15 protein-coding genes are annotated in these 19,938 nt (G+C 38.6%); 14 read left to right on the top strand and 1 reads right to left on the bottom strand.

Annotated features, from left to right (window positions below):
* The 10 genes from PALI_RS08735 (at position 1) to PALI_RS08690 (ending at position 12,448) form a co-directional block, all read left to right on the top strand.
* Positions 1 to 1,143 (top strand): sugar-transfer associated ATP-grasp domain-containing protein, encoded by a 1,143-nt coding sequence (locus PALI_RS08735; RefSeq protein WP_193155605.1) that lies wholly within the window; start codon positions 1 to 3, stop codon positions 1,141 to 1,143.
* A 111-nt stretch (positions 1,144 to 1,254) separates the two neighbouring features.
* On the top strand, positions 1,255 to 2,247 hold the full coding sequence (locus tag PALI_RS08730) for an acyltransferase family protein (protein WP_193155604.1): 993 nt from the start codon (positions 1,255 to 1,257) through the stop codon (positions 2,245 to 2,247).
* Positions 2,248 to 2,782: 535 nt separating this feature from the next.
* Positions 2,783 to 4,984 carry a choice-of-anchor A family protein gene (locus PALI_RS08725; RefSeq protein ID WP_193155603.1) on the top strand — a complete coding sequence of 734 codons (2,202 nt, stop codon included), beginning with the start codon at positions 2,783 to 2,785 and terminating at the stop codon, positions 4,982 to 4,984.
* 103 nt (positions 4,985 to 5,087) lie between these two features.
* Positions 5,088 to 5,486 carry a 3-phosphoshikimate 1-carboxyvinyltransferase gene (locus PALI_RS08720; RefSeq protein WP_193155602.1) on the top strand — a complete coding sequence of 133 codons (399 nt, stop codon included), beginning with the start codon at positions 5,088 to 5,090 and terminating at the stop codon, positions 5,484 to 5,486.
* A 161-nt stretch (positions 5,487 to 5,647) separates the two neighbouring features.
* The gene (locus PALI_RS08715) at positions 5,648 to 7,051 is read left to right on the top strand and encodes an undecaprenyl-phosphate glucose phosphotransferase (RefSeq protein WP_193155601.1); all 1,404 of its coding nucleotides are present in this window, start codon (positions 5,648 to 5,650) and stop codon (positions 7,049 to 7,051) included.
* A complete protein-coding gene (locus tag PALI_RS08710; RefSeq protein WP_193155600.1) occupies positions 7,035 to 8,252 on the top strand; it encodes an outer membrane beta-barrel protein in 1,218 nt (405 codons plus the stop codon). The genes PALI_RS08715 and PALI_RS08710 overlap by 17 nt, the downstream gene beginning before the upstream one ends.
* Positions 8,249 to 8,770 carry a polysaccharide biosynthesis/export family protein gene (locus PALI_RS08705; RefSeq protein ID WP_077538234.1) on the top strand — a complete coding sequence of 174 codons (522 nt, stop codon included), beginning with the start codon at positions 8,249 to 8,251 and terminating at the stop codon, positions 8,768 to 8,770. Before PALI_RS08710 ends, PALI_RS08705 begins: the two co-directional genes overlap by 4 nt.
* A gap of 23 nt (positions 8,771 to 8,793) precedes the next feature.
* On the top strand, positions 8,794 to 11,007 hold the full coding sequence (locus PALI_RS08700) for a GumC family protein (protein WP_193155599.1): 2,214 nt from the start codon (positions 8,794 to 8,796) through the stop codon (positions 11,005 to 11,007).
* Between the two features lie 3 nt (positions 11,008 to 11,010).
* Positions 11,011 to 11,739 (top strand): tyrosine-protein phosphatase, encoded by a 729-nt coding sequence (locus PALI_RS08695; protein WP_193155598.1) that lies wholly within the window; start codon positions 11,011 to 11,013, stop codon positions 11,737 to 11,739.
* A gap of 19 nt (positions 11,740 to 11,758) precedes the next feature.
* Complete coding sequence (locus PALI_RS08690) at positions 11,759 to 12,448, top strand: VpsP family polysaccharide biosynthesis protein (protein WP_193155907.1); 690 nt, start codon at positions 11,759 to 11,761, stop codon at positions 12,446 to 12,448.
* Between the two features lie 193 nt (positions 12,449 to 12,641).
* On the opposite strand, the gene rsmF is transcribed toward PALI_RS08690, so the two are convergent.
* Entirely contained in the window at positions 12,642 to 14,093 is a 1,452-nt protein-coding gene (gene rsmF, locus PALI_RS08685; RefSeq protein ID WP_193155597.1) for a 16S rRNA (cytosine(1407)-C(5))-methyltransferase RsmF, read from the bottom strand.
* A gap of 264 nt (positions 14,094 to 14,357) precedes the next feature.
* Between rsmF and PALI_RS08680 the strand changes: the two genes are divergently transcribed.
* From PALI_RS08680 to acnD, 4 genes are all read left to right on the top strand, one after another.
* Positions 14,358 to 15,050, top strand: a complete 693-nt coding sequence (locus PALI_RS08680) for a GntR family transcriptional regulator (protein WP_193155596.1) — start codon at positions 14,358 to 14,360, stop codon at positions 15,048 to 15,050.
* A 95-nt stretch (positions 15,051 to 15,145) separates the two neighbouring features.
* Positions 15,146 to 16,024 carry a methylisocitrate lyase gene (prpB, locus tag PALI_RS08675; protein WP_193155595.1) on the top strand — a complete coding sequence of 293 codons (879 nt, stop codon included), beginning with the start codon at positions 15,146 to 15,148 and terminating at the stop codon, positions 16,022 to 16,024.
* Between the two features lie 48 nt (positions 16,025 to 16,072).
* Positions 16,073 to 17,197 carry a bifunctional 2-methylcitrate synthase/citrate synthase gene (gene prpC / locus PALI_RS08670; RefSeq protein ID WP_193155594.1) on the top strand — a complete coding sequence of 375 codons (1,125 nt, stop codon included), beginning with the start codon at positions 16,073 to 16,075 and terminating at the stop codon, positions 17,195 to 17,197.
* Between the two features lie 126 nt (positions 17,198 to 17,323).
* Entirely contained in the window at positions 17,324 to 19,933 is a 2,610-nt protein-coding gene (acnD, locus tag PALI_RS08665; protein ID WP_193155593.1) for a Fe/S-dependent 2-methylisocitrate dehydratase AcnD, read from the top strand.
* Positions 19,934 to 19,938: the final 5 nt, after the last annotated feature.

Raw genomic sequence — 19,938 nt, 5'->3', positions numbered from 1 at the left:
GTGTTCAATATTATTAACAAAAGTAGAGTCACTTATTTTTATAATGAATTTATAATTAAAATGTTCCGTGACAAGGAAAGAAAACCACTATTACAACAAATTAAAGAGCTCTATTTATTAGCGCGAGCAATAAAATATTGGCCCCATAACTATTTTAAATATGATGGCTACAAAAAAAATAAAAGCTTAGATGAAGTCAAGCTATATTCAACTGGTTTGCTTTTTGCTCAATTTAGACAAGATTATATAAACGATTGTAGGTATACAGTGTTTGCAGATGATAAATTTTTATTTCATAAGTTGATGGCCGATGCCGGCATACCGACTGCAAAGTTAATTAATGTTATTTCGCATAATGCTTTTACAAATGAGTATAAAGGGCTTAATAGCGTGAACGCTGAAGTTATATTAAATGCCATTACAGCTGATGCTATAGTGATTAAACCGGTAATCGATTCGCAACAGGGTGCTGGAGTAAATGTAATAAATGTAAATACAAATATTGCCAAAAAGTTTGAAGTGTCAGGAGATACCTATGACTCAACAGAGTTACTTAAAAAGCTATTCTCTGAATATTCTGGCAGTTATTTAATTGAAGAAAAAATACAACAGCATTCATTTAATCACCGTTTATACCCTGAAGCTGTAAATACGATTAGAGTAGATTCACTGCTTGCAAAATCTGGCGAAGTAATTATAAATTCAGCGTATTTACGAATTGGAAGAAATGGTCGTAAGGTTGATAATTGGTCTGGTAAACAAGGCGGAATAGGAGTTAATGTTAATATTCAAACTGGAGCCTTAAGCTCACAGGGTATCGACTATTGTAAGAATTTATATTCAGAGCATCCTGACACAGGTGTTTCTTTTTCTGGCCTAGAGATTCCATATTGGGACGAGATCATTAATATGGTTAAAGAAGCAGCTTTGCAATTTCCAAATGTTAGGTCATTAGGTTGGGATATTGTTTTAATCGAAAATGGTCCTCTAATATTAGAGGTTAATGGTGATTACGATATTTTAGCTCAGCAAACATGTACACAAGCCTTTGGTAAAAACAATTTATTTTACTCTGAGTTAATTAGTTACTCTGAAAATACTGAATATTTTAAACATTATGCAATAAACCACCAACACCTATAGCGCTATAGGATAACCATAAATGTGGTTTTATTTTATATTTGAATAATATAGGACGAGAGTGGTTATATCTAAAAACAAATATTTACACTCTCCGCTCTGAGGAATACTGAAATGTTACGTATAAACTATATTGATCATATGAAAGCACTAGGAATTATTCTTGTTGTTTTAGGCCACGCAGCTTGGTTAAATGAGAATATTTATATACTTATCTACTCTTTTCATATGCCTTTATTTTTTTTCATGTCTGGTTATTTAGCTTCTCGACAGTACTCGATAAAAGAAGCATTAATTAAATTAAATCACAGGTTAATTATACCATTTGGTTTTTTCTTTTTTGTTTCATTTTGTTTTTGGCTACCATTACACTTTTTCGGTAGCGGGCAGGCGAGTAATATGCCTTGGTTTGATCCATTATCTCGTTTAATAACGGCCCAAGCTGATAGTTTTCATATTAATGGGGTGTTGTGGTTTTTTCCTTGCTTAATAGTTATCTCTGTTTTGCAAATAATTATTTTTTCGAAGATGAAACCAATAACGGCCTTTATTATTTCAGCTGTTATTCTGTCTTTTTTGTTAGTTAATGTAGGGCTTATAAAAACAAGGTTTTATTGGTGTTTTGATTCTGCATTGGTAGGATTGTTCTTTTTCCAGATGGGGAGAGTAGCAAAAGAGTCTGGTTTATTAAATTCTACTGTGTTGAGTAAAAAATACTTTGTCTGGATTCTTTTACTTATACTTTTACCTATTTTTTATATCGCCGCATTACAGAATGGTCGTGTTGATATGCGTGAATTGAGCTTTGGTGTTATTCCTTTTTTATATCCGCTTATTTCTTGCTTGGGAATTTTTATACTATTTTTAATTTGTAGCCTTTTAAAAGCATCGCCTACGTCTCGGCTTTTAGCCTTATCTTCAATTGCTATTTTTCCACTGCATTTAATTATTTTTCGATTTTTGAATAAATTTCAGCTAATGATCTTAGACTCAACTTCCGTTATGTTTAGTGTTTTACCTTATTTTAATTCATTGCTTGCAATTGTTATTTGCATTTTTGTTTTTAATTTTTTGAAAAAAAGAGCCCCTAGCGCTATTGGTTTGTAGAAGCTAAAATGTTTAATCTATTATATGGCGTAGAACCGTTCTGTATATTTACTCTGTCAACGTATTGCCATTTATAAATTCGTAAATAAGCTTTAGTTTAAAGGCCGTAATAAAAAATATATTCCAAGTTATTATTAATCCAATTCCCCTCAGATAGTGCTGCATTATTAAATCAGTAAGTAGCCTCATTCTACGTATTATTTACATTAATATAATTTACTATTACGACTGAACCACATAATCCTTTTTTATTTGATGCTGGTTTTTAACTCGTGCTTTGTTCCCAGAGATGAAATTATCATTGTTTTTTATTTAAATTTAAATTTGAATTTAAAACTTTATAACTAGTTGATTTTAAATTAAATAAACATTTTATTAACACAAAGTCAGTACTTTTGTTGTATTTCGTGTTTCTTTTGATTTTATTTGTATATATAATCTTCAGCACAGGTTAAGCGGCTTTTTAATTTTTATTAAGCGCAGGGTTAAAAATTTTAGTGCCGGATAATGCACTTTTTCATTTTCGAGGGAAGAAATGACTAAATCATTAAGAAAATATAAAAAATTGAGTGCAATGATTGCACTAACTTTAGCGAGTACATCAACGTTGGCTGGTGACTTAGGTGTTGCTAATAATTTTTCTGCATTTGTATTTGAAGAATTTAAGTCGTATTTAGGGCGTGCTGATGGTGCAATTGCAGCGGGTGACATAAGTATTAAAGGTGGCTATAGCGTAGGTTACAATCGCCGTTCTAACCCGAGTGAATACTATTTAATTAGTGAGACGGGGATTGAATTTAGAATCGGTCGTCAATATGTGGGTAGCATGATTGCCGGCGGTGGCACAGATGTACACTGGAGCGTACGCTGGGGTATGGAACGTGGCTCAAGTATTTATGCAAATCAAGATCAAGCTACACTCCCGTTTAACTTTGATGAACAAGAAACATTTTATAAAGACTTAAGCACTGAACTTGCGCAGCTTGATTCAACCGGCACAGTTCAATGGAAGTGGGGCGGACTGTATCTACAGGGCGATAGTACCTCTGCAACGCAAGTGTTTAATATTGATGCACAGCAATTTGCTAGAGCACATACATTTAAAGTTCAAGGTATGCCAGCTGGCGCTACTATGATTTTTAATATAAGTGGTGACTCAACATTATTAGTAAGAGGCAAAAGTTTTGCTCGCCTTAAAAGCCATGTAACTAAAACCGTTTTTAACTTTGTTGACGCGCACGACCTGAATATAAAAGGAAATCGCTGGGAAGGCGTAGTTTTAGCCCCTCATGCTGATATCAGTGCTCTTTACGGTGCAGCCGTTATGCCTGTTATAGGTAAAAGCTTTCAAGGTTCAATGACGCTGTTAGGTAATGAGTTTACTGGTGACCTGCCAGATATGGCAAAAACAATTAAACCATTTGCGATGCAGCAAAAATGGCAGTGGAATTCAAGCGAGTTTATGCCTGAATATAACCAAGTAATAGCGACTCCGGTTGTTGTTCAACTTAATGATGATAATAACGACGGTTTAATCAATGAGAGCGATATAGCTGATGTGGTGGTTACGTCGTTTAAAAATAATACAAACAAACCAGGCTTAGTACGTGCACTAAGTGGTGTTGATGGCTCTGAGCTGTGGACATATGAAAAAGGGGGGGTGTTTGCTGATTCACGTAACTCAATTGCAGCCGCTGATTTAGACAATGACGGTGTTGTTGAGCTGGTTCTAAACGATTATTCATCTGCAGTAGTGCAAATTATCGATAATAACGGACTAGTTAAAAAAGAGCTTAACAAGTCTGGCAAGCCTTTAGGGGCTGTCACTCTAAGTGATATAAATAATGACGGTATTGTTGAAATTATAACTGGTTCAAATGTGTTTAATTACGATACGGGTTTGCTTTATACAACTAACTGGTCTGCGGCTTCTACAGCATTTGATGCTGATAATAATAATTCCCAAGAAGTGCTAGCCGGTGGCGGTTTGTATGATTCTAATGGAGCGCTGCTATGGCAATATGGCACGCCAGGGAGTACGTGGTTTAGTGCCATTGCTAACTTAGATGATGATTTAGACCCTGAAATAGTTATTAGTAACCCTAGCAGTATTAGTAATGGTGGAGTGCTCGCAGTACTTGAACATAATGGTAATGTTAAATGGCAAGTAAGCAATGGATCAAATTCTGGCGGTGGTGCACAAGCGGTATCTAGCTTTTTAGGTAAAGACAACATTGGTATTGTACACGCCGGATATACAGCTGTTGATATGTATGATAAGACGGGTCAACTTGTTTGGTCAGTTTCTAATAACGATGATTGGAGTGGTAAGGTAGGAGTAAGTGCTTTTGACTTTAATGGTGACGGTATTGATGAAGTATTAGTGCAAGATCATTTCAAGGTGAGAGTACTTAACGGACTTGATGGTTCAGTTTTATCATCTGTAGACAACTCATCAGGCACGCTTTGGGAATACCCAATTGTTGTTGACCTAGAGGGCGATGATAATGCAGAATTAGTTGTTGTATCAAACAATTATGATTCTCGTTATAGCATTAATAATGGTGTAACTGTTTATGGTGCTGCTGATAGTAGTAAACCATGGAAAAATGCAACGCGCATTTGGAATCAACATTCATTCCATCAAACGAATGTGACTCAAGATGGTAAAATACCAACGGTTGAAAAACAAAGTTGGTTAAATAACAATACTTATCGCTCAAGCACAATAAAATAAGCTAAGCGTTGTTGAAAAAAGCCAATTATTTATAATTGGCTTTTTTATTGTTTAACTAAAACATATGTTTATTTTTATAGAGGTTATTTAATGGAGTGTGTATTTGTCTGATTTAAGATCTGACCCCGCAGTAAGAAGTTTATTAGAGCGTATGCCCGAAACGATACAAGATAGTTTTTCTGATGAACAACTCACTCATTTAAAAGTGGCTATAGGTGCAAGGCAATGGGGAAATCACGCGCTTGACTGTCGTGGTGTAATAAAAATTTTAAAGTATAGATATTATTTTGTTGTACTCGCTGGCAGAAATAGGCGAGGACTCAGTGCTAAAGAGCAAAAAATGGCAAAAATTGCACAAGCATCAATTGTTACTTTTTTTATTTTAATCGCGAGTTTAACCGTGATTTTGGCGCTGTATCTGATTAAGTCGGCTTTAGGGATTGATATATTTGAAGGATATTCGTTTGGGGTATGGGATTGGTTTAAAAATTTATTTAAATAAATAACAATCCTGTTTTTTGCAATTGTTAATGTATTTTGTAGTACTTATTTGTTAGGACACTTGTCTATGGAGTGTTGTATAAAAGTCACTAATACTATATTATGCCCTGAAATTTAGTTAGCTGAATTAACTTCAATTAGATCGCTACAAGGATTAGCAAAATGACATCTTCAAGGACATTTAAACCTTCGGGCTCTTCTGATGCCAATTTTTACAGGCTATTTGATATTTTTGCGCTGTTTTTAGCTTTTCAATGCGCTGCTTTAATATACGGTTTTCAGTTGTCTCCTTTTTATATTATCTCGGTATTATGTGTTGCCCTGAGTTTTTTATACAGCGCAGAGCTGTTTGCCACGTATCGCTCTTGGCGTGCGGGTAAGTTTAAAACCATGGTAATGTGCGCTTGGGCTTCATTGCTTATTGCTTTTGCTGTGCTGTTTTTTATATCGTTTATATTTAAATTTACCGATTCGCTTTCTCGTTTAGGGTTAGGGATATGGTTTTTATTGAGCTTCACTTTTTTATATGCGTGGCGTCTTACGGTGCATTTATACAAGCGAAATCGCCGCAAGCTAGGACTTAATTTACGCAATGTAGCAATTGTAGGGGCAACTGAGTCAGCCGCTTATTTACATGAAGAAATCATTAAAAATGAAGAACTAGGTTTTAAATTTTTAGGCTTTTTTGATGATCGTAAACCTGAGCGCTTATTTAGTAAATTAGCATCGCATGACGTTGAGGGCGCTATACAACAAGCGGTTGATGCAGCACGTGAAGGTAAAATTGATATTTTATACATTGCCTTGCCACTAAAAGCTGAAAGGCGCATCGCTGACATATTATTACAGTTAGGCGATACAACGGTTGACGTCCATGTTATCCCCGATTTTTTATTGTCGAACCTTATTCATGCGCGTATTGAACATGTAGGTGCGGTAGATACGTTAAGTGTGTTTGAGTCACCGTGTATTGGTGCTCACGAGTTTATTAAGCGCACTGAGGATGTGGTTGTATCGGCTATTATATTGACGTTAATTACACCCGTTTTGCTCGCAATAGCAGCCGCAATAAAACTAACATCAAAAGGGCCTATTATCTTTAAGCAAGATCGCTATGGGCTTGATGGTAGAAAGATAAAAGTTTGGAAATTTCGCTCCATGACGGTGACCGAAAATAGCGATGTTGTTACGCAAGCGACAAAAAACGATGTGCGAATAACTAAGTTAGGTGCTTTTTTACGCCGGACTAGCCTTGATGAATTACCACAGTTTATAAACGTGATTAAAGGCGATATGTCGATTGTAGGCCCTCGGCCTCATGCTGTCGCACACAACGAAGAGTATCGAAAAAAGGTCGAATTTTATATGTTTAGACATAAAACTAAACCTGGGATTACAGGCTGGGCGCAAATTAATGGCTGGCGTGGTGAAACAGATACATTAGATAAAATGACTAAACGAGTAGAGTTTGATTTGCATTATATTAAGCACTGGTCGTTATGGTTTGATATTAAAATAATATTTATGACAATTTTTAAGGGATTTAAGAATGAAAATGCCTACTAATACAATTACTCCATTACTTGTTGCTTTAAGTGTGGTTGTATCAACACCCGCTTTAGCAAATATAAAGCCAGGCAGCTTTATGACAAAAGACGGTGCAGAAATTACGCCTACACTACAAACGGGTTTACGCAGTAACGACAACTTTTTTAGTACCCCAGATAACTCAGAATCAAGATTGATTTGGAGTATTGCACCTAAAATAAGTGCTTTAATTGATGATGGCCCTGATAGCTATAAGCTTGATTTAGGCAGCAGTACGTCGTTCCATAATAAAGATACAATTGATAACTTTACTCAAGTTAATGTAGGTGCTTTGGTACATAAAGAATTCACAAGTAAGCATCGTTTAGATGTTACCGGTAACGCTGATTGGTTGTACGAACCACGAGGCAGTGGCTTAACCGAAGGCTTAGGTAATACTGTTAATGAGTTAGTGAATTATCAGCAGCAAGATATTGCAATGCGTTATGAATACGGCGCAATGAGTTCTAAAGCACAAATTGCTTTAATTACTGGCTTTTACAATAAAAAATATCAAAATTTTAGATCTGTATCGCAGTTTCGTGATTACGATAAATCTTTAATTGGTGTTATTGGCTATTATGATACTAAAGCTGCAACGCGCGCTTTTCTAGAAGTAAAACAAGAAAACTACCGATACGATGCAATACAAATAAATGGTATATCACGTGATTCTAATGATGTAAAAGTATTGTTGGGTATGGAATGGGATGCCACAGCGGTGACTATGGGATCGTTTAAAGTAGGTTACCAAAATAAAGATTTCGCATCTAACCGTCGTCAAAACTTTAGTGGTTTAAGCTGGGAAGCCGCGCTTACTTGGCAGCCATTAACTTATTCTACACTACAACTTGCGACTAGCCGTGCTGCTAAAGATCCTCTTGTTCAAGGCGATTACATTAGAGAAAGTGTTTACGGTGCTAACTGGAATCACAACTGGAGTGAACACCTTAGTTCGTTAGTGGGTTTAAGCTATATTGATGAGCAATACACAGGCAGTATTAACCGTAAAGACAAAACTAAAAATGCACGTTTAGGATTAAACTATTTAGTGAGCAGTTTTGGTATGGTTTCTAGTTATGTTGATTTTATAGACCGTAATTCAACACAAAGCACAATCGAGTTTGATCGTGTTGTTGTAGGTATTAACTTTACCTTTGCGTTGAAGGCTAATAAATGAATTTTAAATTACTGATTTTTAGTCTTTTAATTTTTAGCTTTAGTTGTTACGCGCAAAACTCACAAAGTTACATTATTGGCCCTGGCGATAAAGTAGAAATTAAAGTATTTGGTCAACCCGATTTAGATGTAACGGCTTTGTTAGGTAATAGCGGTGAAATTAACTACCCATTTTTGGGTAAAGTTAAACTGGTTGGCTTGAATCCTTCGCAAGTTGAAAACGTAATAAGTGACGGTTTACATCCTGATTATTTAGTTACCCCTAATGTATACGCACAGGTAATAGAGTATCGACCTTTTTATATTCATGGCGAAGTAAAAGAACCTGGTGCCTACCCTTATCAACCTGCTATGACGGTTAACCAAGCAATTGCGTTAGCCGGAGGCTTAACTGAGCGTGCTTCGGTTGATAAAATATACATTTTTAAAGAACAAACGAAAGAGCAGCAACAAAAAGGCAGCTTGAATAGCCAAATTGCAGCGGGCGATACCATAAAAATAGAACAACGCTTGTTTTAAAGCAGTTTAAAGGCAATTACAAAATGAATCATATATCCGATAAGCCTAGCAATAACGATGAAGTTATTGATTTAGGTGCATACCTTAATGTTATTAAACGCGCTAAATGGCGTATTTTAGGTTTTGCGACAGTTGTTACGCTTTTGACTATTATGGTTACTTTAACTTTAATACCTAAGTATACGGCAACTGCTACATTATTAATTGAGGCAGAGCAGACCAAAGCAGTTAGCTTTGATGAAATTTACGGCTTAGACTCCACAAAAAAAGAATATTACCTAACGCAATTTGAGGTTATTAAATCAAATAGTATTGCACGTGAAGTAATAACTAAGTTGGACTTACAGTCACACACAGACTTTATTGCAAAACCCTCTGTGTTAGGTGAGCTTAAAAGTTCGCTTAAAAGTGTCCTACCTTTTTTAAATAAAAAAGAAACAGTGCTTCTTTCACCTGAGGAACAAGCTCAAAGAAAGATGCTTGATTTGCTTGCTAGCTTTAAGTCAAGACTCAGTGTGTCGCCAATAAATAAAACTCAGCTAGTTAGAGTTAGTTTTGAGTCGAGCGATCCTAAACTTGCAGCACTTGTCGCCAATACCGTGGGTGAAGTTTATATTGAAAGCCAAATGCGCGCTAAAATGGGCATTACTCAGCAGGCATCGAGCTGGTTAAATACGCGCTTATCAGAGCTGCGTATTCAATTAGATAGCTCTGAAGTGCGCTTACAAGCTTATCGAGAAGAACAAAAACTTGTTGATATTGAAGGTATTGCGGGGCTGGTAACGCAAGAACTTGAACAAATGTCTAAGCAGTTGGTAGAAACACGTGCCACAAAAAATAACTTAGAAAGTATTAATCGCGTTATCAATGAATACGGTAACGATAATATTGAGCTTTTAGGTAGTATGCCTGAAATTACATCACACCGCGTAGTACAAGATGTAAAACGTGAGGTTGTTTTAGTTGAGCGAAAAGTAAGTGAGCTTGCTGAAGTTTATGGTGTAAAACACCCTAAAATGATATCAGCAAAGGCTGAGCTTGCGACGGTTAAAGCTAATTTAAATAAGCAAATTAAAGGCCTTATTACGGGCATTGAAAAAGAGCTTAACAGGACTACCCGCACAGTAAACGCGCTTGAACGCGATTTAGCAAAAATTCGTGCCGAATATCAAGATATTACCCGCAAAGAAACGCAGTACAATCAGCTTAAGCGTGAAGTAGAAACGAATCGTAATATTTTCAATACTTTTTTATCGCGCTCTAAAGAAACGGAAGTAACGAGTGACTTTAGTTCAGCGGCAGCCCGTTTTACTGACCGTGCTTATGCACCTAAAGATCCCAGTAAACCAAATAAAAAACTAATTGTTATATTAGCATTTGTTGCAAGTTTTGGCTTTGCAGTAGTAATGAGTTTTATATTTGATGCACTCAACGATACGATTAAAACAAAAAGTGATGTTGAAAGTAAGTTAGCGCAGCGCATGCTGGGACTGCTTCCGCATGTCAATATCCCTAAAAATAGTTACTTTCCGATCCATGCGTATTTAGAAGATCACTATAGACGCTTCGCTGAATCGGTACGCACATTCCGTACTAGCTTGTTACTTACTCATTTAGACCGTGCGCATAAAGTAATTGCTGTTACTTCAACGTCGCCAGGGGAAGGTAAAACAACAACATCTGCTAATTTAGCAATGTCGCTTGCCCAGATGGGCAAAGTATTATTGATTGATGCTGATTTACGCAAACCAAGCTTAGCAAAACGTTTTGATATTCCTGTTTTTCATCCTGGTTTAAGTAATTTAATGATGGGTACAGAGCAGTTTGCAGAGTGTGTGCACATGGATGAAAAGTCAGGTGTTGCTATTATGCCAAGTGGTCAGATTCCGAGTAATCCGTTGGAATTACTCTCTAACTCACGGTTTGATGATTTATTAACGGTATTAAAAGCGAAGTACGATCATATTATTATCGATACACCGCCTACTCAAGCAGTAAGTGACGCTTTGGTTATTGCACAAAGTGTCGATTCGGTAGTCTATGTTGTTAAATCAGATATAACACGTATTAAGCCTATTACGGCAGGGCTTGAGCGTTTGTTTGAAGTAAAAGCCCACGTTGCTGGCGTTGTTCTTAACAAGGTTGATATGAGCAAAAGTAAAGATGAACATAGCCACGGTTACTACGATTACTATGACTACTCTCAACAACCAGAGCAACAGCAAAAAGATAGCTAACTTATGATTGATATACACTCTCATATTTTGCCAGGAATTGATGATGGCGCTAAAGATTTAGATGAAGCTTTAGCGTTATTAAAAATAGCGCAAAGCGATGGTATAACGCATATGGTAGCTACCCCGCACATTCATCTAGGGCGCTTTAATAATGCGAGTTCTCATATATATGATGATCTCGCTAATTTAAAAACGCATGCTATAAATGCGGGGATCACGATTAAGTTAGCAGTCGCTGCTGAGGTTCGTTTAGATGTAGAGCTTATGGCATTAATAATGGCGAATAAACTCCCTTTTATTGGCCACATTGAAGGTGTGAACTATTTATTATTAGAGTTACCCCATTCGCATGTACCTCAAGGTTACGATAAGTTTATTTCGTGGTTAGCAAAACAAAATATTAAAGTAATAATTCCTCATCCTGAGCGTAACCGTGATATTCAAGAAAAACCGTTTTATATAGAACATTTAAAACAACTCGGTTGTGAGTTTCAATTAACGGCATCAAGCCTAGAAGGGCACTGGGGCGATAAAGCTAAGCAAATTTGCGAAGATATGCTTAAAGCCGATTTAGTCAGATATGTGGCAACCGATGCACATTCAGTAAAGCGCAGGCCACCAATATTAAGTAATGCAAAGCAAATTGTTAGTGATTTAATTGGCTCTGAAAAAGCAACTAAGTTATTTTTAACAAATCCTTGGCATTTAACTGAGTCTTTATTTAGTGATTAACTTTAAATTTAATCGGACGATGCAAGCCGCTATTTTGGCTATGGTTACTTTATGCATCATTTATCTTAGTGTTCAGAGTATGCGTGCTAATTCTTGGTACTTCAGTGCACGTAATACTGTGCAGCATATGACTGCTGATCCAGCCGATTACTCGCGGCTATCTGATGCAAAACATGCTATTGCCTTGGCAACTCAGTTAGAACCTTCGCACCCACATTATTGGCAGTTAAGTGCGCATATAAATATGTTAACTATTAATGCCTTTAAAGATTCAACTGAAGCTACGCAAGCCAATAATATGCAAATTTATAAAGAGGCTGAGCAAGCGCTTTTAAAGTCAGTTGAGTTAAGGCAAAGCTGGGCTGAAACATGGATTGCATTAGCGCAAGTTGTTAGTTATCAAGAAGGGGCCAGTGAACGTGTTTATGAATATATTCAACAAGCAAAGTCCGTTGGGCCAAATAAATTAAGTGTTCATTTAGGGATCATTCAACTTGCTTTAATAAATTGGCCAAATTTATCGCCTAAGTTTAAAGCGCTATACGTTGCTGAATTAAATTTGGCAGTTAAACACGGATACCATTTTTTTGAAGTGTTTAATTTAGCTAAACAAGTTAATAGACTCCCTACATTGTGCTTGTCACTTCAATTTGGTAATGCGTTTGAAGACGTTAGAGCGGCCCACCTGTATAAAGTACACTGTAAATAAAAGCAAAAAAAATGCCCAGAGACTTATAAGCACTCTGGGCTTTAAAGTGACTCAAATTTGAGTCTAGCGTTAACTAAAAAAACTTTCTAGATTCTTTAGGGAGAAGAAGAAAGTACTTAAAAGTGTAGTAAAGCTGCTCAATAAAGCATAACTAATTTTTCGATATAACTGTATTTAATTAAAAAGTATTACTTTAAATCCAGCTGATTAATTGTGTATTTTGTACCAGATCTCGTGGTAATGAATTTTTAATCTTATTTTTTTGCCATTTACCCAGCCCAATAGGGCAGCCGCACAGTGTTAATACCACCTCACCTATTGTTTGAGTTGCTTCAGTTAAGCGTATATCTTTACCTTGAAAATAATCATTTGCTTGCTCGTTATTTAACGCGTAAATATTAGTTTTGCATTCATTGCCAAATACAGTTGCAAACTCATGTGTTAGCCTCACCCCATTTTTATGAATAATGCCAATCTGAATGCCTAAACGTGCGTACTTAATTTTATTTTGCAGGGCTTCAAACCCTTGTGGAAATAACCACAGTTCTTTGTCGCGCTGCATTAAGTTGCCAGGTAGATTAGTTAACCCAAAGTGTTTTTTAAGCGACTGCATAAACGCGACGCTTTGTTTTTTATCAAACTCGTTAAACGGAAACGCGCCTTTTTTAACAGTTTGATTTGGGTTATCGCAACTTGCGTGCTTTTTAAATTTAGCAATAAAAAAGCCTTCGCTATCGAAGGTTTGCGGCCAAACATGCAAATAGCCTTCACTTGTTGTTGCTTTACTTGCACCTTCAAATAAATCACTTAGGGACTCAGGCGCTATATAGTCGCCAAATTCACTGAGTAAATAATCACACACTTGTTGGTTTTCAAGTGGAGTAAGTGTACAAGTTGAGTACACTAAGGTGCCACCTGGCTTTAATGCGTAAAATGCGCTTTTGATTAAGTCTTTTTGTACTTGGGCTATTTCGATATTTGATTCGATTGACCAATTTTTAAGTGCGTCGGCGTCTTTACGCACAGTACCTTCACCAGAGCAGGGTGCGTCTAGCAATATGCTATCAAAGCATTCAAACATGTAGTTGCCAAATATAACGCCATCAAAGTGCGAGAGCGCACAGTTACCAACCCCCATACGTTTGAGTGTTGCGCTAAGTACCTTTAAACGAGATGACGAAAGCTCGTTTGCAACAAGCACGCCTTGGTTATTCATAAGCGCAGCTAACTGTGAGGTTTTAGAGCCTGGTGCTGATGCCATATCAAGTACAGTGTTATTTTGAGTGCCTGTGAGTTCAATACTTTGTTTTAAGGCAATAGGCGGCAACATTGAACTTGCTTCTTGTACGTACATTGCACCACTTAAATGTAAGTCAGTATTACCAAGGGCCAGATTTTGCTCTTCATCGCTTGGGCGTTCTAACCAAAAGCCTTTACTGCACCAAGGGATAGGGGTTAGCAGCCAATTTTTTTCAGTTGCACGTTCTACAAATTCTTCAATGCTAATTTTTAATGTATTAACGCGGATAGATTTTCTGAGTGGCCTGCGACACGCATTTAAAAAGTCATCTAAGTTTAGATGCGCTGGTAAATAGGTTTTTACGTCATCAATAAAGTGCTCAGGAATAAAAGTGTTGGCGTTCACGCGTTGGCTCATACTATAAAAATAAAGGGCGATAATAGCATTTATATAACGCATTTTCAGCGCTAAAAAACGTAACATCAGTTTTATTGCAGTGTCGACACTTTACTGGTTTAGTCTATTTTAAAAGCATTTTTATACGACTTTAGATTAATAGTGTCGACAATGGTTGCGCTTTTTAGTCTTTTTGTTGGGTTCAAGGGTTGACATGGTTTTTTAATAAGCACATAGTAACGGCATTAATTGTCGACAATCTAAAAATAACTTATGACACACACATTTTTAAACGAAGCGCCTATTACTACCGCATCAGATCAGGTATTTGTAGATATGCGCCGTGAGATTGTTGAAGGCAGTATAGTTCAAGGCAGTAAAATATCAGAGCCTGAACTTGCAAAGCGTTATGGTGTAAGCCGTGCAACGCTTAGAGAAGCGTTAAATCGCTTAGAGAGTTGCTACCTTGTTGAGCGTAAAGCTAACGTAGGTTGCCGAGTAGTTGCCCTTACCGCTGAGCGTTTGATTGAAGTTTATCAAGTTCGCAGCTCACTTGAAGGTTTGGCATGTAGGCTGGCTGCCGACAATATGGAACCCGAAGAGATAAAAGGCTTAAAGCAATTACTTAATCAGCACTTGCAAACACAACGTGTTAAAGAGGGCGAGTCTTACTATCAAGAAGCCGGCGATTTAGATTTTCATTACCGTATTATTAAAGGCAGCAAAAACGCGCATTTAATTCATTTACTGTGTAATGAGCTTTATCAACTAATAAGAATGTACCGCGTACAAATGGGCATGGTGGGGCCGCGTGTATCAAAAGCGTTTGATGAACATTTAGCTATTATTAACGCTATTGAAAACCACGACGGCGAACTCGCTGAAATGCTAATGAAGCGCCACATCAGTGCATCGCAAGCCAATATTCAAACCAAATTCGACTTATTAGCTAAGCAAAAAGCATAAGCCGAAAAAATAAGTAAAACAGTTAAACAGTCATAATTACAGATTAAAACTATAAGTTACTCCACGTAGCAACCGTTCAAAGTGAGGAGAAAGTAATGTCAGCAGGATTAAAATTTAAACACGCTATTACTAATAATCGCCCGTTACAAGTGGTAGGTACTATTAATGCCTACACAGCGATGATGGCAGAAAAAATGGGCCACCAAGCTATTTACCTCTCAGGTGCGGGTGTTGCAAACGCCTCGTTTGGTATGCCTGACTTAGGTATGACAAGCCTTGATAACGTGCTTGAAGATATTCGTCGTATTACGGGGGCTAGCGACTTACCGCTACTTGTTGATGCCGATACCGGTTGGGGTGGGGCGTTTAACATTGCACGCACAGTAAAAGAAATGACTAAAGCCGGTGCGGCGGGGTTTCATATAGAAGATCAAGTAGCGCAAAAGCGTTGCGGGCATCGCCCAAATAAAGAAATTGTCAGCCAAGGTGAGATGGTTGACCGCATTAAAGCGGCGGTTGATGCAAAAACCGACAGCGATTTTTACATTATGGCCCGTACCGATGCGTTTCAAAAAGAAGGTTTAAATGCCGCTATTGACCGTGCAGCTGCCTGTGTTGAAGCCGGTGCTGATGCTATTTTTGCAGAAGCCGTGCACGATCTTGCTGATTATCAAGCATTTGCAAAAGCGATTAATGTACCAATTTTGGCAAATATTACTGAGTTTGGCCAAACACCTATTTACACCAAAGAGCAGTTAAGCGATGTAGGCGTTGAAATGGTGCTTTACCCACTCAGTGCATTTAGAGCTATGAACAAGGCGGCACTAAACGTGTATTCAGCAATTTTAAATGAAGGCTCGCAACAAAGCCAAATTGAAAATATGCAAACGCGCGCAGAGCTTTACGACTTTTTAGATTACCACACGTACGAGAACACACTCGATACCCTTTTTTCATCAAAATCTGACAAATAATAATTATTAAAATAGATACCACACACAAATTATAGACAGGAGAAGATCATGGTAGATAAAGCATTAGGCGGCGCGGGTTTACGCGGACAAGTGGCTGGTCAAACAGCATTGTGTACTGTTGGACAAAGTGGTTCTGGTTTAACGTATTGTGGTTACGATATTAGCGAACTTGCCGAAAAAGCGCAGTTTGAAGAAGTATCGTTTTTACTCTCACGCGGTGAGTTACCAACAACTAGCGAATTGGCCGAGTATAAAGCAAAGCTAAAAAGTTTACGCGGCTTACCAGATGCGCTTAAAACAGTGCTTGAAAATATTCCTAAAGACGCGCATCCAATGGATGTAATGCGCACAGGTTGCTCAATGTTGGGTAACCTAGAAATGGAAAATGATTTTAGCCAAGCCAACGATGCAATTGATCGTATGGTTGCTGTGTTCCCAAGTATTATTTGCTACTGGTATCGCTTTACACACGACGGCGTACGCATAGAAACACAAACAGATGACGACTCTGTTGGCGCACACTTTTTAACACTGTTACACGATAAAGCACCTAGCGAGTTATTTGCGCAAGTGATGAACGTATCACTAATTTTATACGCAGAGCATGAATTTAACGCCTCTACCTTTACGGGTCGTGTGTGTGCATCAACACTCTCTGATATTCACTCTTGTGTAACTGGTGCGATTGGTACGCTGCGTGGTCCACTTCATGGTGGTGCTAACGAAGCGGCTATGGATATGATCCAAGGTTTCACAAGCGCTGAACATGCCGAACAAGAAGTCATGGGCATGCTTGCACGTAAAGACAAAATTATGGGCTTTGGCCATGCTATTTATCGTGAGTCTGATCCACGTAATGTGATCATTAAAAAATGGTCTGAAAAACTAGCCGATGAAGTAGGCGATACCGTACTTTATCCTGTGTCTGTTCGTTGTGAAGAGATTATGTGGCGCGAGAAAAAACTGTTTTGTAACGCCGATTTTTTTCATGCATCTGCTTATCATTTTATGGATATTCCAACTAAATTATTTACGCCAATATTTGTAATGAGCCGTGTTACGGGTTGGACTGCCCATGTTAAAGAGCAACGTGCTAACAACCGTATTATTCGCCCAAGTGCCGATTATACAGGGCCCGATGCACGTAGTTACACACCAATAGAGTCACGTTAAAAAATGGGTGAGCACGCATGTGCTCACTTTTTTATTGCACATAGCCACTAGCGAGCAGTTTTTCTCAAACTTTTCATTAAACACGCTAGCTGTGAGCAAACACCGTCACCAATTAGCGAATTTATTATGACCATAATTAATAATACCCAATACCGTAAACCTCTACCGGGCTCAAACGTCGACTATTACGATACGCAAGAAGCCGTAGATGCAATTAAGCCAGGTGCATACGCCACGCTACCTTATTCATCACGTGTATTTGCCGAGAATCTAGTACGCCGATGCGATCCTGCCATGTTAACCGATGCACTTAATCAGCTGATTGAGCGCAAACAAGACTTAGATTTTCCGTGGTATCCAGCGCGTGTGGTCTGCCACGATATTTTAGGGCAAACAGCACTTGTTGATTTAGCAGGGCTTCGTGATGCAATTGCAGCCAAAGGCGGCGACCCGGCAAAAGTGAACCCAGTGGTACCCACACAGTTAATAGTTGATCATTCACTAGCGGTAGAGCATGCCGGTTTTGATCCTGACGCATTTGAAAAAAACCGCGCTATTGAAGACAGACGCAATGACGACCGCTTTCACTTTATCAACTGGACAAAAACTGCGTTTAAAAATATTGACGTTATTCCACCGGGTAACGGCATTATGCATCAAATTAATCTTGAAAAAATGTCGCCGGTTATTCAAAACCGAGATGGCATTGCCTTCCCAGATACACTAGTCGGTACCGACAGCCACACGCCACATGTTGATGCGCTGGGCGTTATTGCTGTTGGCGTAGGTGGGCTTGAAGCTGAAAGCGTAATGCTTGGCCGCGCTTCTTATATTCGCTTACCTGATATTGTCGGTGTTGAACTAACAGGTAAGCGCCAACCAGGTATTACCGCAACCGATATTGTGTTGGCTATTACTGAATTTTTACGCGAGCAACGTGTTGTATCTACTTATTTAGAGTTTTACGGTGAAGGTGCTGACGCGCTTACACTTGGTGACAGAGCAACTATTTCGAACATGACGCCTGAATTTGGCGCAACTGCAGCTATGTTTTATATCGATGATAAAACAATAGATTACTTGCGTTTAACCGGTCGCGAAGAAGAACAAATTGCCCTTGTAGAAAACTACGCTAAAACAGCAGGCCTTTGGAGCGATAGCTTAAAAACCGCAAAATATGAGCGTGTACTTAAGTTTGACTTATCAAGCGTAGGGCGCAATATTGCCGGTCCATCTAATCCGCACCGCCGTGTGTCGACAAGCGATTTAGCTAAAGAAGGTATTTCGGGCGTTGTTGAAAATGAAGAAGGCTTAATGCCAGACGGCTCATGTATTATTGCCGCTATTACTAGCTGTACTAATACCAGTAATCCACGCAATGTAATTGCCGCAGCACTGCTTGCCCGTAACGCAAATGCTAAGGGGTTAATGCGTAAACCTTGGGTTAAAACTTCATTAGCACCGGGCTCAAAAGCGGTGCAATCATACCTTGAAGATGCAAACCTATTAACAGAGCTTGAGCAACTGGGCTTTGGCATTGTTGGTTTTGCGTGTACAACGTGTAACGGCATGAGCGGTGCCCTTGACCCTGTTATTCAAAAAGAAGTCATCGATCGCGATTTATACACGACAGCGGTGCTTTCGGGCAATCGTAACTTTGATGGGCGTATTCATCCTTATGCTAAGCAAGCATTTTTAGCGTCACCTCCTTTAGTTGTTGCGTACGCCATTGCAGGTACTATTCGCTTTGATATTGAAAAAGGGATACTAGGGCAAGATCAACAAGGCAACGATATTACGCTTAAAGATTTATGGCCGTCTGACGAAGAGATTGATGCAGTAATTAAGCAAAGCGTTAAGCCAGAGCAATTTAGAAAAGTATACGAGCCGATGTTTAATTTAACCGTAGATTACGGTGAAGATAACGATCCTCTCTACGACTGGCGTCCAGAAAGTACGTACATTCGTCGCCCGCCTTATTGGGAAGGTGCACTTGCGGGTGAGCGCACAATGACCGGTATGCGTGCGCTTGCAGTGCTTGGTGATAACATTACAACGGATCATTTATCGCCATCAAACGCAATTATGGCAAGCAGTGCTGCTGGCGAGTACCTGACCAAAATGAACGTGCCAGAAGAAGATTACAACTCGTACGCAACGCATCGAGGCGATCATTTAACAGCGCAGCGTGCAACCTTTGCAAACCCAAAACTACTTAATGAAATGGTGCTTGATGAAAACGGTGAGGTCAAACAAGGTTCTTACGCGCGAATAGAGCCACAAGGCACTAATACTCGTATGTGGGAAGCAATCGAAACTTACATGGAGCGTAAGCAACCGCTTATTATCGTAGCCGGTGCCGATTACGGTCAAGGTTCGTCGCGTGATTGGGCGGCAAAAGGGGTAAGACTTGCAGGCGTTGAAGTAATAGCAGCTGAAGGTTTTGAGCGTATTCACCGTACTAACTTAATTGGTATGGGTGTGTTACCGCTTGAATTTAAAGCGGGCACAACGCGTAAAACGCTCAAGCTAGATGGCAGTGAAACGTACGATGTAGCGGGTGATTTAAAACCAGGTGCCACCGTTAATTTAAGTATTACCCGTAAAGAGGGTGAAGTACTCACCGTACCTATGAAGTGCCGTATCGACACCCAAGAAGAGCTTTCTATTTACGCAGCTGGTGGTGTGTTACAACGCTTTGCACAAGACTTTTTAGAAGCAACACAATCTGCATAAGGGCA

This window comes from Pseudoalteromonas aliena SW19 (genome assembly GCF_014905615.1).
Lineage (GTDB): Bacteria > Pseudomonadota > Gammaproteobacteria > Enterobacterales > Alteromonadaceae > Pseudoalteromonas > Pseudoalteromonas aliena.
This window is presented reverse-complemented; position numbering and strand designations above follow the sequence as displayed.

What these genes read in the sequence shown, in the direction of transcription:
- PALI_RS08730 (WP_193155604.1), top strand. Translation starts at nt 1,255, where the DNA reads ATGTTACGTATAAACTATATTGATCATATGAAAGCACTAGGAATTATT.
- prpC (WP_193155594.1), top strand. Translation starts at nt 16,073, where the DNA reads ATGGTAGATAAAGCATTAGGCGGCGCGGGTTTACGCGGACAAGTGGCT.
- PALI_RS08710 (WP_193155600.1), top strand. Translation starts at nt 7,035, where the DNA reads ATGAAAATGCCTACTAATACAATTACTCCATTACTTGTTGCTTTAAGT.
- PALI_RS08715 (WP_193155601.1), top strand. Translation starts at nt 5,648, where the DNA reads ATGACATCTTCAAGGACATTTAAACCTTCGGGCTCTTCTGATGCCAAT.
- PALI_RS08725 (WP_193155603.1), top strand. Translation starts at nt 2,783, where the DNA reads ATGACTAAATCATTAAGAAAATATAAAAAATTGAGTGCAATGATTGCA.
- PALI_RS08695 (WP_193155598.1), top strand. Translation starts at nt 11,011, where the DNA reads ATGATTGATATACACTCTCATATTTTGCCAGGAATTGATGATGGCGCT.
- PALI_RS08705 (WP_077538234.1), top strand. Translation starts at nt 8,249, where the DNA reads ATGAATTTTAAATTACTGATTTTTAGTCTTTTAATTTTTAGCTTTAGT.
- PALI_RS08690 (WP_193155907.1), top strand. Translation starts at nt 11,759, where the DNA reads ATGCAAGCCGCTATTTTGGCTATGGTTACTTTATGCATCATTTATCTT.
- prpB (WP_193155595.1), top strand. Translation starts at nt 15,146, where the DNA reads ATGTCAGCAGGATTAAAATTTAAACACGCTATTACTAATAATCGCCCG.
- acnD (WP_193155593.1), top strand. Translation starts at nt 17,324, where the DNA reads ATGACCATAATTAATAATACCCAATACCGTAAACCTCTACCGGGCTCA.
- PALI_RS08700 (WP_193155599.1), top strand. Translation starts at nt 8,794, where the DNA reads ATGAATCATATATCCGATAAGCCTAGCAATAACGATGAAGTTATTGAT.
- PALI_RS08680 (WP_193155596.1), top strand. Translation starts at nt 14,358, where the DNA reads ATGACACACACATTTTTAAACGAAGCGCCTATTACTACCGCATCAGAT.